Source organism: Xanthomonas arboricola (assembly GCF_002940665.1).
GTDB classification, from domain to species: domain Bacteria; phylum Pseudomonadota; class Gammaproteobacteria; order Xanthomonadales; family Xanthomonadaceae; genus Xanthomonas; species Xanthomonas arboricola_B.
The window spans coordinates 242,967-255,214 of the sequence record NZ_MIGY01000004.1; the positions used below are offsets into that span (position 1 = coordinate 242,967).

Consider the following 12,248-nt stretch of genomic DNA (forward strand, 5'->3'; position numbering starts at 1 on the left):
TGGATGAAGAATTGTCAGTTGCCACTCGCGGCCTGGCCGAGTACCGGCTGGGCTGCACGGAACTCCGCACTGGACCGAGGGTGCCAGGGAAACAGACCGGACTTGGACGGCCAAACAATCTGGTAAAGCGGAAAGTCGTCTCCCTGATAGTACCAGCGGGCAAAGCCTACATGCTCGTAGTACTCCGACAATGGCACTTCGGCAGAACAGCAGGAATAGTGGTCAATTAGAGCATCTGTTGGTTGTGATAGATCGAGCGGTGTTCCGGCTTGCGCCGCATCCGCAACGATCGAGAGGATCTGGTGCGATACCCTTGAGGACAAGCCGAAGATGATCAATTCCGGGTGCCCAAACGTCTGGTACAGGCCAACGGTGAAGGAATACCCGACCTGCTCGCCCTGCTCCATGATGTGGATGCAATGCCATCCATATTCGGCAACGTCATCAAGTAGCTGCCGCTCACTTTCGTCTACACCAATGCTGCGAACCATGCTTTGCGCCTGACTGCGACCCGCCCGCCCAAGTGCGGTACGGCAATATCCTCGCCGAGCGGCTAAGTAAGGTCAATCTGGATTCGCCTGCACAGCCCGCCGGATCCACAGGGGAACGACGCACGCTCGCTGGTGCAGCGTGGCGTGGCACCGCGACTGGCGCCAGGCCTGGTCTCTTAAGCAGATTCTGGTTACCCGCCTTTCGGAATCCGCTACGCTCAAACCCCAACACGTGGACACGAGACAAGCAATGAAGCTGACAGCTGCGCAAATCCTTTCAACGCCTGGCCAAATCGAAAAGAACATCGGTAAGCACCTTGATGTCATTCGCCTGGCGGCAGGCAAGGGTGCGGATGTGCTGGTCTTTCCCGAGCTTTCCCTCACTGGTTACGAACCCGGATTGGCGCAGGCGCTGGCGGTGCAGCCGGCTGATCAGCGCTTTGATCCGTTTCAGGTGGCAAGTGACCGGTACGGCATGCTTATCGCCGTTGGCGCGCCCACGAAAGGGGCAAAAGGCACCGAAATCAGCATGCTCTGCTTCCAGCCGGGGCTGGAGCGCACAAGCTACTCCAAACAGCAGTTACACCCCGACGAGTTCCCGTTCTTCACCGCCGGTATCGAGCAGCTTGTGCTCAGACACGCAGATCAGCTGCTGGCGCCTGCCATTTGCTATGAGTCACTGCAGGCAAGCCATGCGGAACAAGCTGCAGCGTCAGGTGCTGGCGTGTACCTGGCAAGCGTGGCCAAGTCGGAGAGAGGCGTGGCATCGGCCTACAGCCATTATCCGACGATTGCAAAAACGCATTCCATGACTGTCTTGATGGCGAATTGTGTAGGCCCCGCCGACACCTTCATAGGAGCGGGCCGGTCTGCCATCTGGAGCAGTGACGGTGACCTGGTTTGTAGCGCTGATGCCTTCCAGGAGGCATTGGTGGCGTACGACACAAGGAATGGAGAAGCGAGCGTCTTCAGATTGCCTTGAGGTCACACTGTTGCTCATCCATCGCTCTCTTGCTTTTTACTGGCCCGGTCAATGTCGTGCAGATTAGAGACCTCAGCACACTGAAATGAAGCGGCGTGAGCCAACTCTCACGGCAAGCTGCGTTGATAGAAGATTGTCAATGGACATCTATCAAAGTCAGAGTTAGGCAAAGCCTATCTGCCATCAGGCTGCTTGACCGTAAGAAAGCCAAGCGTACACAGGATGACACCCATCACGGCAAGGCCAATGACAACCAACTGCCGGATCTCATCGCTGGGCGAAGGAGCCTTGATTAGGCCCCTCAAGAAAACCAATGCGGCCACCGCCAATAATATGAGTCCGATTTTGCTATAAGGATTGATCAGGCCCCCAAGAGAAGGGCGCATCTTCTTATTCATCCATGAAGTCCTTTGTAATCCGCAGTGAGCGATTAGACTACTACTGTACGATATTCCCGCACTCTGGGCTCTTGGTCAATCATTCAACGGTATCGAGTCCAGCATAAAAATCGCAACCACGTTTGTATTGCGGCGGCACCATGAAGGGATGAGAGGTCAAGTCGACTCACTAGATTAACCTGACCCCGCTTCTTGTGGTCTCATCGCCTTGTGTAGGGTACAGCCCAGCTCACCTGCGGCGCGCTACGCCAGAGCTAGACGGTGGCTGCTGCATATACGCGGCGCACTTCTTTTCTTACAGAGAATCTGTCTGTAGAAGAGCATGAAGATCTTCGGGTCCGGGCGCTATGAGTGACGTTGAACCGTTGCATGTGGCTGTGAGCCTGAACTTGGACTTGGTCGATTGATCCTCGATAGCGCGAACACCGTCGATAACGCACAAGACGCCGAACAGCGTTGCATCGGCCGCCATTTGCAATGCGGCGACAACGTTGGCTTTGTCGGCAGGAGCGAGACCGCGATACCAGACGGACAAGCTAACCAAGGGTTGTTCGGGCCTACGGCCCGGCGGGGCGTTAAGAAGTTCCACGCAGTCGTGAACGGCTGCGTCCGCGCATTGGGTCTTCAGCCCGCTAACAAAGTCATCTGGAGTCATGTTTGGTCCTGGCTTTTGAAGAGTTCGCTAGCTTCCACCTTCAGACGATCGCGGTGTAGGCGTTTGAATACGGCGGAAAGCGAGCACAGCCATTTATAGCGTATGTGAGAGCCAACTCGATAGGACGCGGGAACAAGCCTTGCATGTTCTGTTGCGCACCCTACGTGCGACATTAGGACGAACCCATGCGACTACAGTTCTGCTTGCTTGCGTTAGCGATGGCATTTGCGCCACACGCACTTGCCAAAGGACCTTCTACAGCGTTGTCTGATGCCAACATCAGGACGCTGCTGATTCAACAATCGATCAATGCATATCCCGGCAACTGTCCCTGCCCGTACAACGCGGCACGCGATGGCAGCAGCTGCGGCGGTAGAAGCGCATATAGCCGTGGTGGTGGCTACGCCCCGTTGTGCTACCCAAAGGACGTGACCAAGGCAATGATTGCCGACTACCGAGCTGGAGCGCAGTGAAGCCGATAGCCCAAGCTGGCCACACCATTCGGACCAAACGGCTCTCACGTCGCTTGTCTTCCGCGGCCCTGCATAAACCATCAAGTCGTTACGAGGAAACATCCATGAAAAAGGCAAAGATCGTTTTGGCGATCGTGGTAGCACTCGCCTCCGCTTCAGTGTGCGCGCAGACCCGTGTCAATGGTTACTACCGCGCTGACGGCACTTATGTGCAACCTCACTATCGCAGTGCGGCCAACAGCACAACGCTCGACAATTATTCGACACGTGGGAACGTGAATCCGTACACCGGAAAAATTGGAACTGTCGATCCGTATAAAGAACAGAACACCTATCGCCAGCCAGCACCACAGCCAACCTACGGACCATCGAGGGCTGACGCCGTCGATCCTTATGGATCCGGTTACTGATGCATCAAACCCTGCCTCGGCAGGGTTTTTTATCTGCATCGATGTTTGCTGGTCGTAGCGCACCGGCATGCGTGTACAACACAGCGAGGATGCATCCTGATGTTCTCATCCGGTAGACAACGCAGCCCAGGCGCATCACTGCACAGCGGCCCGGCACGCAGCCAGTGCGCGGCTGATGTGCTTTTCCACCATCTTGATCGAGATGCCCATGGCTGCGGCCACTTGCGGGTAGGTGAGGCCGTCGATGCGGTTGAGGATGAAGGCCTGGCGGCATCTAGGCGGTAGTGCGGGCAGCGTGTGGATGTGCAGGTACTGCAGGATGCGGCGGGTGTCGGCGATCTGGTCGACGTGGGCGCCGTCTGCGGCCAGTGGTGCGATCAGGTCCAGTGCGACGTGGGCGTTGGCATGGCGGCGGTGGCGCGTGCGCCAATGCTCCAGCACCACGTTGTGCGCGATGCGGTACATCAGCAGTGCGTAGTCGCCGATGTCAGGCGCGTCGCGGTAGGCCAGCAGGCGGAGCAGCGTTTCCTGGGTGAGGTCGTGGGCGGTGTCGGGGTCACGCAGGCGCCGGCGCATGTAGGCGAGCAGGTCGGCATGCAATAGGCCAATGGCCTGGTCGAAACGCGCCCTGCCCACTGCCGGCTCCTCACGTACGCGCCAACGCGTCGTGTGGCGTATGCGGGTGTAGTCGCCCATAGATGCGGCGCGCGGATGTGCGACGTACGGCGTGCGTGTAGTGGCGGTGGTGCCTGCGGCGCTGCGTCGATGCCAGGCGGTGCAGGTGTTGGTCGCGCGTTCGACCGGCAGCGGCACCCATTTGCTGCCGAAGCGCGGGTATCTGCCGGAGGTGCCGGCCAGGGTGTCATTCACCATGCGAGTTCTCCAACTGCGGGGTGCACGCGCGGAGCGCGGGGTGCGGCGGGTTGGTTACTCTGCAGGTGCGACGGTGACGACCAGCTCGCCATTGCGCATGCGGATGTTAAGTTTGCTGCCGATGGTGAAGCCGAGTTGTTCCAGCCAGCGGCCGCGCAGGCGCAGCGTGGGGATGCGTTGGTGGCTGTCGGGGTAGTAGCCGTAGCCGACGGTGCAGTGTTGCGGGGCACGCGGGTGGCCTGGGCGGCGCGGCTTGGTGGGATCGGGGCGGGGCTCGGGGATGGGGGTGCGCTCGAGGTAGGGCCGCGGCGGGATCGAGGGGTCGAGCGAGTGCCAGCCGATCTCGGTGGGCGGAGGCACCGTGGCGCGCTTGCGCGCTGGCTTGGGACTGGACGTGGGTCGACGCATGGCAAAGCCCTCCTGGACGAACAGGCCCCGCCGCCGGGTGGCGACGGGATGTCGGGAGGTTAGAAACCGCACAGAGCCGGCGGGCGTATTTCCCCGAAGGGTGTTGTATTAGCCGCCCTCCCGACGCAGGCATCGCGTCGGTTGCACCCGCAAGATGCTGCAGGCACAAAAAACCCACCGGTTTGACGGAGGTGGGTACCGCTCTGTGAGGAGTTTCTACGCTCCTTGTGGTAGAGATTGCTGCGGGTTTGTTGGGTTGTCAACTGCTTTGAGCTAAAAAGTGACAGTGATTTTTTTGAGTGCGGCCACTACGAAGAACATGCAGATCGCACCTGTTCTTGCTCGCTTCGCGCCATGCAGCGGACTACCGCTTGGACGAAGCATTGAGATTGTCCATGTCCGAGAAGATCAACCAGCGCTTGCCGGAATCCCGATGCAGCGTGAGAGTGAACTTTCCTATGTCGCCGGGCGCATCTCCGTAGCCGTACGCACCGATGATGTAGGCGACATTACCTTCGGCAGAAAACCCGAGTGAGCGCAAACGTAGCGGACCTCCGCTGCTACCTTCATAGGCCGCTTCAATAGCTGCCCTACCCCGGGCTGGAGGACGATCGCTCTGCAGCAAAAAGCCATCTTCCGCAAATAATGCAGCAAGCGCGCTTGCGTCGCCCTTACGCCATGCGCGCTCATAGTCGCGGAGTACTCGATCAAATTCTTGGGGTAACACAACGCTGGCAACTGCTGTCTGCTTGGCTTTTTCTGTGATGTTCTGGCCATGCAATGGCCCCGTGGCAAGCACGAGACTTAAGACAAAAAAGGCAATGATCGATCGGCTCATATGTCTTACTCCCTCTAGGGTCTCGTTGGTTGACGACAGAATTACTCTGCGCTTCGCATTGCGGCGATGAGACTTGCTTTTTAAGTTAACCTGACCCCGTTATTTTAGGGCACGCGGGTGGCCTGGGCGGCGCGGCTTGCTGGGATCGGGGCGGGGCTCGGGGATGGCGGGGCGGTCGAGGTAGGGCCGCGGCTTGATCGTTGGGTCGAGCGAGCGCCAGACGACCTCGGTTGGCGGCGGCACCTTGGCGCGCTTGCGCGCTGGCTTGGGACTGGACGTGGATCGACGCATGGCAAAGCCCTCCTTGACGAACAGGCCCCGCCGCCGGGTGGCGACGGGATGTCGGGAGGTTAGAAACCGAAGACAGACGGCGGGCGTATTTCCCCGAAGGGTGTTGTATTAGCCGCCCTCCCGAGGCAGGCAACGCGTCGGCTGCGCCAGCAGGAAGCTGCAGGCACAAAAACCCACCGGGATTTCGGGGGTGGGTACCGCTGTCTTAGGAGTTTCTACGCTCCTTGGCGAAAAGACTGCTACGCGCTGCGTGACATGTCAACTGGCTGATGCTGGCAATCTGAAAAGCGTTGATAGAAGATCCTTGCGTCAACGTTTGAAGCAGCAGGGTCAGAGTTGGATTGAACCTAGAGAGATTGCTACTCCAAGCGTATCCCCACCCTCACGCAAATAGCTTTACGTTCCCTCGCTATCCATCACTATCGCGCCACTCAGATTCGGGCGCGGTAGTACATGACACAGACGGCACGGGTGACAATTGACCAGCAGCGCGATGCCGCGTGAGTCGCAGGATCCCAATGATAAAAATTAGCTTCCGAAACCTGCTTCCCTTGTTGCTCCTTTCACTAGCGCTGCCAAGTGCATGTGCTCGCACGCCTGGGGAAGCAAGACGGGATGCAGGCACGCCATCTGCTGCCACAGCAACGCCAACCTCTCCGGAGAAAGGCAAGAGCAACGATAACCGTGCCGATCCCGTCGCTGCCAACACCACTCTGCAAGAGCTGGAGCGCCGGCTGCTGCGCTTCATCGACGGCCTGACAGTGCCAGCGGATCTGGACTACCCACGCATGGAATCTGCACTTGGCATCAAGCTTGGCCCCCCTTCTGATCCGGCATACCCGTGGCGTGAAGCAAAAGACGTCGCTCTGGCCGATGGCTATGCGCTCTACGCGACACATCGCCCAACGAAGGATGGCTTCTCACGGATCGAAGTTGCAGTGTCTTTGCCTAACCACGGCGATCCCACGCGTGTGCCTACGTCGACCTGCATCTGGCAAGCCGAAGCATTGTCCACAGCGCTTGAACGGATGGGATACACGCGCGGCGGCCAACGGCCGTTTCAGGGTGGATGGCTACGCCAGCATTGGCGCGCGATCAACGGCGGAAGTCAGATTTTTTCGGTCTCGTTGCTTCTGTATCGAACCAAGGAACAAGGCAGTCAACAAGAGTGCGTTTATAGCGTCAAGATCGATGGAGGCAAGCCATGAACCGGGGTGACCCACGTATCGAGCCTCTACTTTCCCAGATGGCAAAAGACCCTGCACTTCCGGCTGGTGCAGAGGACAGCATTCGCCAGACGATCGCCGAATCACCTTATCTGTCGAACCTGCTAGGTGATGCCATTGAGAAAGGTCGAATTGGCGCGATTGCTGTTTCGCATGGACAGAACAACGGGGGCCACTTCCAGGATGGTAAGGACGGCAAGGCGGGCACACTCAATATCAGTGAAGCAGCGTTCAAAGATTTCACAGGCTCAGAGCGCATCGACTATCTGACCGAGGTCATGGGCCATGAAACGATGCACGGCGTGTTGGCCCAGCATCGTGCCGACGCCCTTGCCGAGTTCGGCAAGAGCATGGGCAACCGGATGCAGGACGCCTACGACAATCGGGAAAATCAGGTAGACCTGACTGGCCCTACGCGTGTTTACCTGGATTCGACTCGCGCAGACGAAGCGCTGTCGGAGATTTCAGGGATGCGTGCCTTGCATGATCGAATCAAACATCTGAACCCTGAGATGCCCAGCAGTGTGGTTGAGAAGGAGTTGCTCGACCGGTCGAGTAATCGGTGTGTCGTGCGACAACCGAACGGCGCTCCGCAGTTTGCAGACGGACTGACCTACGATGCACTCACCAAGCACCCTTTTACCCGCAACGATGCGCTGACCAAGTCGGTTGAGCACTGTTTTTACGACAGCAGTGGCACGCTAGGCCCACATGGCGATTCCGACTACCGCAACTACTATGGCGTCAATCCGATCAGTCACATCGCGCAAAACTACGCGCATCTGGCGCATGACCGCCAGCCTCCGGAAGTCCGCATCGATCTCAAATCCTTGGGCCTGGACCCAAGACAGCTGGAGCGCAACGGGCTGGACCTCGGGTCTGCGAAGACCTTCAACGTCTTGGACCTAGGTAAAGACGGCTATGGCATGGTCCAGCTCAAGGACACCGGCGCACATGGCATCAGCGCCCCTAACCTTGCGGCACCGAATGAACCGAGCCGCGCATTGACACCTGTAGATGCTGGGCACCCCGACCATGCCATGCATCAGCAGATCCGAAGCAAAATGGAGCAGTTAGATGCAGCCAATGGCCGCACGTTTGACGCCACCAGTGAACGGATGACAGCCAGTCTGCTGACGCTAGCCAAAGACAATGGGCTAACCCGGGTGGACCACGTGCTGCTCAGCGCAAAGACCGAGGATCTTCCAGCTGCACAAATGGTGTTCTTGGTACAGGGCAGACCGGATGACCCAGCGAAGTTGCGTGCACATATGCCCACTGTCGAAGCAGCCCAACGCCCGGTACAGGAAAGCTTCTCGCAACTGGAATCCGTCAACCAACGTCTGGAACAAGATCGCGCGCGGGAACAGTCGCTAGAACAGCAGCGCTCGCAGGAGCAACAGCAGCGCGGGCCGACTCCGTCGCTGTGAGAATTCCGATGCAGCCGCAATAGGGTTACTGCCAGGGTGCACTTCATCTTTTATAAGCGGAGGAATATTGACTCTGACCCTGTTTTTTCTCCAATGCGTTTGCTCCGCCAAAGCCTAACACCTGAATTAAACCGATGCGCTAAACGGATTGGCTTGAATAAATTGTTAGTACGCAACGGCTATCACACCTTGGTGAGCTTGACCTTTTTTTCTCTCCACGGCTTGGCCGCCATATCTCGATCCGATAGTGCTGTGGTATGAGTGGGTCCGAGGGACGAGGAGATCTCGGGCCGGGCTCTTTACCGAGCGGCGCGATATCTAGGCAGTCAGGCCACGACTCATCAGACAACGAAAGCTGCTCAGGGAATTTAGGCGCAGCCTCCAAGTTCTCTGCGAGCTTATTCATGAACGCCGGAGAAGACGCAGCCTCCTCGCCCCAGCGTCCTTCTACTTCTCGAATTGCCTGGTCCGGAGTAAGAATGCCCTGTTGCACTCGCTCGAAGAGGCGCTGCAAGTAGATGATCTCTCCACCGGTTCGCTTTGTGTTGCCGCGCTCACTGCTACAGGAGAACTCGTTCTTTGCTTGTTCGAACAACACGCTACTGACAAACGCAACTTGATCTCGGACGGTTCCGAGACCAGACATGAAGTCTCCATATGCTCCGATGCCAAAATAGATGGCTGCCGCGTAGGCAGCGACTTTCCCCCGGCCTTTGATGGATCCTTCTTCAAGTACCAGCGTTAGGGCATAGTCCGGCAACAGCAAGTAAGCTTCTACTTGCACCTCCCACTCATCAAAAAGCTCAGAAGAGTGGTGCTCAAACGCGGCCTTATCAAAGACCGGCGACTTGATGTAAAACGATGTGGTTACGATATCAAGCATTCGCTCCCCTCAGATCTGTCCCTGCGCCCCAAACGTTTGAGTTAAGCCGAGCCGCGAAGCGGCTTCGGCTTAAATGAATTGTTAGACCTCACCACGAGATATAACCTGAAGACAGCGTCTTAAAACGCGAGTCAAAAACAGTCTTTCCGCTATTTGGGAGGTTAGTGATGAGGAAGTCGATGCACTCTACAAGTCGCTGATTTACCACCCCGGCTTTCAAAACCGCCAAAGCTAAGCAAGCCTGCTCGCGAGCAATGCTGCTATCTAGTTTTGATTGAAGTTCGTAGTGAGTCAGAGCTGCCAAAGCATGCGGTGTAAATTGGTCGCCTAATAGCGCGATCATGCGATCATAGTACGGCAGCCCGCGCGGTGAAACACCCCTGCAATAGTTTATTCCCCGCCCAATTCTGCACATTAGAATTGTTTTGACAAACTTTGGCGCGAAATTGGGAAGTATGTCCTGCTGGCCGCTGATGTATGAAGAGATACTGTCTGCAACCGGCGCCTCATGGTGAAAATTGTCCCACCCCTGATGCTTCTCTAACAATTGATCAAGCAGGCCATCAACGATGATGGCTCGTTCAGAATTTGAACGGAATGAATTACCACCGACTGACTGGATAAACTGTTCACCTAGCTGATACTTCTCTCGATACAAGTTGGTGTTGTAACCCTCTAGCGTGAGACCCAACCTGTATTTTGTTTCGTCACTGCTAGCATTCCACACAGAGACTGCCAAAAGTGAAATGTTTTTTCTAACTTGAGGGTCAGTATCGGAGGAAACATATATTCCGAACATCGTGCGGAGAACATTGCCACAATGATGTGAGGCTAACGCTCCGATTTTGCTTGTAATCGACGCAATGTTTGCTTGGTCTAACGGCTGCGTGTGATTCTTGAGATTTTGGATGAATGCCTGGACTTTCAGTGCAGCTTCGGTCGGACGGTCGTTTAGGACGTCTTGAATACACGTCTGCAGCCAGCCAAGTAGCTCAAACGCATTAATTGTGTAGTTTGTCGGGTGCGAGATGCCGATGTCATTCCTCATGTCGAGGATGTGCTTCAGCTTCTTGTGCGTAGTGTCGCTTATGAGCTCGAGCTTTCGGCATGTATCTAACAGAACAGCGTCCTTGACCGAACGCAAATCTTCCTCTGACTGATAGAATTCTCGAGCCTTCCCACCGATCGCAGCGTCGTAGAAAATGTCCAACCCGTAAGAAATGGCTTTCTTGTGGAGATCAAGGACCACCTCATTCCATATTGCGTTCAACGAGTAATCGAAGAGGCCGATGCCTGCACCAACCACAAATTTAGACAGATACCTTGCCCCATGCTTCACTTCTGCCGGAAGCGACTGAATGTAGGCAGGAAGATTTTGGCTAATGATCGCGCGCTGATCTTGCGTGGCAATGATGTTGTCGTGAGGAAGGCCGATGCCCTTTAAGAAATCAACAATAATCTGAGCTTGAGGATCGACGAGTTCCATCGACGACTTAGGAACGAGGTCAGACATGTAGTCTCCAGTTACGAGATGGCGCAGGGCTTGGCTCGTGAGGCCTAACACCAGAGTTAAGCCGTGCCGCGAAGCGGCATCGGCTTGAACGAATTGTTAGCCCTCATTGGGCGGAATGAACTTGCGGAGTGTCTCATCAATCGCATGGCTCGCTCTCTTGAAATTTTCCTCTAGACGCCTCCTGAGTTCGGAGGCATCAGTGTCCATGCCTGCCTCGGTACGGATGGCGCAAGTTAGATTGATCTGCGCTTGCCCAAGCTTCTTGACCTCCTCAAGTACAGCCCTGGCGAAGTGCTGGTGGTTTGAGTTGTACCGGGCCCATCCATCGTTGCGCTCTTCTGAATGAGAGGCGTACTGCTCCCGATGGTGCTCAAAAGATTGGCAAAGCGATGCCAAGCGTGCCTGATTTGGCGTCCCTGATTCATTCTCCGCAGTGATCTCAGCCAGTGCACGCTGCGCTTGGGCAAAGCTCTGCTGATATAGATCATCGGCGATCTTTATGTCGATCTTGGCTTCATGCATTGGTTTTGCAATGCCTATAAGTCTCAGAAGCGCTTCGCCGTACAGTGCAGTTAACTCAGCCGCCGCTGCTGCAGCTTCACGAGAGCCAATCAGTTGAACCTTTGATAGCTCTGCAATTGCAGCTTGCAACGGTTCCCCGAAGTTTTCCTCAGTTGGATCTTTCGCGGCGAGAGATCCGAGATATCCATTCGCTCTATTGGTCTCAGCAACAAGCGCGAGGTACACATCTCTTCTCAGACTTGCAAGACGATCTCGATGCTTCTCCCTTGCATCATGCTGAAGCTGCTCCTTGAGTCGACTGATGCTCGCACGGTTGGAAAGTACAACGCCGTTCAGAGAAATGAGTGCAGCAACGATCCCTGACCAAATGACCGTCGGAAGGCTGAAGAATGATGGGTCCATAGACATTCTTTTCTGAGGGCTAACGCCTGAATTAAGCCGACCCGCGAAGCGGGTTCGGCTTGAATGAATTGTTAGGTGCGCGCTGCAGCGAAAACCCAGTGTAGTGACCGACACTGTCACCAAGAATGGCCATTAGCACCACAGTTGCGCTCAAGAGAATCCATGACCTCGTCTGCGGTGTACTGCTTTGCACGATATGCGTCAATGTTTGTCTGAACTATTGCACGACAATTCTTGGGCAGACCCGTCTCTCCGTAGATCGGCCTGGCATTCGGGTCGCCTTGGCAGGCGACGAGCGCTGTTGTTGCTACTAGCAGGCTAAGTATGTAGCAAATTTTCATCGCGCACCTAACTACTATTGGGCCGCCTAACAGGCTGCTGAAATACCGCCCACCTCGATAGACTATTCGGTACGACCCAACGGATGCCCCTTCATGCGCGGAACCGACGTTT

Annotated in this window: 12 protein-coding genes; 4 read left to right on the forward strand and 8 right to left on the reverse strand. The window is 56.2% G+C overall.

Features of this window, described 5'->3' with window-relative positions; translation table 11 throughout:
- Positions 1-14: 14 nt before the first annotated feature.
- On the reverse strand, positions 15-491 hold the full coding sequence (locus XarjCFBP7645_RS20930) for a DUF4262 domain-containing protein (protein ID WP_104538995.1): 477 nt from the start codon (positions 489-491) through the stop codon (positions 15-17).
- A gap of 250 nt (positions 492-741) precedes the next feature.
- On the opposite strand from XarjCFBP7645_RS20930, the gene XarjCFBP7645_RS20935 reads away from it, so the two are divergent.
- The gene (locus XarjCFBP7645_RS20935; RefSeq protein WP_181126439.1) at positions 742-1,473 is read left to right on the forward strand and encodes a carbon-nitrogen hydrolase family protein; all 732 of its coding nucleotides are present in this window, start codon (positions 742-744) and stop codon (positions 1,471-1,473) included.
- A gap of 173 nt (positions 1,474-1,646) precedes the next feature.
- Here the strand turns inward: XarjCFBP7645_RS20935 and XarjCFBP7645_RS20940 are convergent, their stop codons facing one another.
- Positions 1,647-1,871 (reverse strand): hypothetical protein, encoded by a 225-nt coding sequence (locus XarjCFBP7645_RS20940; RefSeq protein WP_046345278.1) that lies wholly within the window; start codon positions 1,869-1,871, stop codon positions 1,647-1,649.
- A 1,232-nt stretch (positions 1,872-3,103) separates the two neighbouring features.
- Between XarjCFBP7645_RS20940 and XarjCFBP7645_RS20950 the strand changes: the two genes are divergently transcribed.
- A complete protein-coding gene (locus XarjCFBP7645_RS20950; protein ID WP_181126440.1) occupies positions 3,104-3,409 on the forward strand; it encodes a hypothetical protein in 306 nt (101 codons plus the stop codon).
- A gap of 135 nt (positions 3,410-3,544) precedes the next feature.
- Here the strand turns inward: XarjCFBP7645_RS20950 and XarjCFBP7645_RS20955 are convergent, their stop codons facing one another.
- The 3 genes from XarjCFBP7645_RS20955 to XarjCFBP7645_RS20965 form a co-directional block, all read right to left on the reverse strand.
- Positions 3,545-4,282, reverse strand: coding sequence for an RNA polymerase sigma factor (locus XarjCFBP7645_RS20955; RefSeq protein WP_244860101.1), 738 nt, complete (start codon positions 4,280-4,282; stop codon positions 3,545-3,547).
- 54 nt (positions 4,283-4,336) lie between these two features.
- Complete coding sequence (locus XarjCFBP7645_RS20960; RefSeq protein WP_104538997.1) at positions 4,337-4,690, reverse strand: SymE family type I addiction module toxin; 354 nt, start codon at positions 4,688-4,690, stop codon at positions 4,337-4,339.
- 364 nt (positions 4,691-5,054) lie between these two features.
- Complete coding sequence (locus tag XarjCFBP7645_RS20965) at positions 5,055-5,528, reverse strand: YybH family protein (RefSeq protein WP_104538998.1); 474 nt, start codon at positions 5,526-5,528, stop codon at positions 5,055-5,057.
- A gap of 809 nt (positions 5,529-6,337) precedes the next feature.
- Here XarjCFBP7645_RS20965 and XarjCFBP7645_RS20975 point away from each other — a divergent pair.
- Together XarjCFBP7645_RS20975 and XarjCFBP7645_RS20980 are read left to right on the forward strand one after the other, a co-directional pair.
- Positions 6,338-7,027, forward strand: a complete 690-nt coding sequence (locus tag XarjCFBP7645_RS20975) for a hypothetical protein (RefSeq protein WP_104538999.1) — start codon at positions 6,338-6,340, stop codon at positions 7,025-7,027.
- Positions 7,024-8,475, forward strand: a complete 1,452-nt coding sequence (locus tag XarjCFBP7645_RS20980; protein WP_104539000.1) for an XVIPCD domain-containing protein — start codon at positions 7,024-7,026, stop codon at positions 8,473-8,475. The genes XarjCFBP7645_RS20975 and XarjCFBP7645_RS20980 overlap by 4 nt, the downstream gene beginning before the upstream one ends.
- Positions 8,476-8,614: 139 nt before the next feature.
- Here XarjCFBP7645_RS20980 and XarjCFBP7645_RS21530 read toward each other — a convergent pair whose 3' ends face one another.
- The 3 genes from XarjCFBP7645_RS21530 to XarjCFBP7645_RS21535 all read right to left on the reverse strand — a co-directional run bounded on the left by XarjCFBP7645_RS21530 (position 8,615) and on the right by XarjCFBP7645_RS21535 (position 11,795).
- A complete protein-coding gene (locus XarjCFBP7645_RS21530) occupies positions 8,615-9,358 on the reverse strand; it encodes a hypothetical protein (RefSeq protein WP_146096403.1) in 744 nt (247 codons plus the stop codon).
- Positions 9,359-9,446: 88 nt separating this feature from the next.
- The gene (locus XarjCFBP7645_RS20985) at positions 9,447-10,871 is read right to left on the reverse strand and encodes a hypothetical protein (RefSeq protein WP_104539026.1); all 1,425 of its coding nucleotides are present in this window, start codon (positions 10,869-10,871) and stop codon (positions 9,447-9,449) included.
- Positions 10,872-10,967: 96 nt separating this feature from the next.
- Positions 10,968-11,795, reverse strand: coding sequence for a hypothetical protein (locus tag XarjCFBP7645_RS21535; protein ID WP_146096404.1), 828 nt, complete (start codon positions 11,793-11,795; stop codon positions 10,968-10,970).
- Between the last annotated feature and the right edge of the window lie 453 nt (positions 11,796-12,248).

Bases quoted from the DNA above. Each gene is read 5' to 3' on its own strand.
- XarjCFBP7645_RS20930 (WP_104538995.1), bottom strand. From the start codon at position 491: ATGGTTCGCAGCATTGGTGTAGACGAAAGTGAGCGGCAGCTACTTGAT.
- XarjCFBP7645_RS20935 (WP_181126439.1), top strand. From the start codon at position 742: ATGAAGCTGACAGCTGCGCAAATCCTTTCAACGCCTGGCCAAATCGAA.
- XarjCFBP7645_RS20940 (WP_046345278.1), bottom strand. From the start codon at position 1,871: ATGAATAAGAAGATGCGCCCTTCTCTTGGGGGCCTGATCAATCCTTAT.
- XarjCFBP7645_RS20950 (WP_181126440.1), top strand. From the start codon at position 3,104: ATGAAAAAGGCAAAGATCGTTTTGGCGATCGTGGTAGCACTCGCCTCC.
- XarjCFBP7645_RS20955 (WP_244860101.1), bottom strand. From the start codon at position 4,282: ATGGTGAATGACACCCTGGCCGGCACCTCCGGCAGATACCCGCGCTTC.
- XarjCFBP7645_RS20960 (WP_104538997.1), bottom strand. From the start codon at position 4,690: ATGCGTCGACCCACGTCCAGTCCCAAGCCAGCGCGCAAGCGCGCCACG.
- XarjCFBP7645_RS20965 (WP_104538998.1), bottom strand. From the start codon at position 5,528: ATGAGCCGATCGATCATTGCCTTTTTTGTCTTAAGTCTCGTGCTTGCC.
- XarjCFBP7645_RS20975 (WP_104538999.1), top strand. From the start codon at position 6,338: ATGATAAAAATTAGCTTCCGAAACCTGCTTCCCTTGTTGCTCCTTTCA.
- XarjCFBP7645_RS20980 (WP_104539000.1), top strand. From the start codon at position 7,024: ATGAACCGGGGTGACCCACGTATCGAGCCTCTACTTTCCCAGATGGCA.
- XarjCFBP7645_RS21530 (WP_146096403.1), bottom strand. From the start codon at position 9,358: ATGCTTGATATCGTAACCACATCGTTTTACATCAAGTCGCCGGTCTTT.
- XarjCFBP7645_RS20985 (WP_104539026.1), bottom strand. From the start codon at position 10,871: ATGTCTGACCTCGTTCCTAAGTCGTCGATGGAACTCGTCGATCCTCAA.
- XarjCFBP7645_RS21535 (WP_146096404.1), bottom strand. From the start codon at position 11,795: ATGGACCCATCATTCTTCAGCCTTCCGACGGTCATTTGGTCAGGGATC.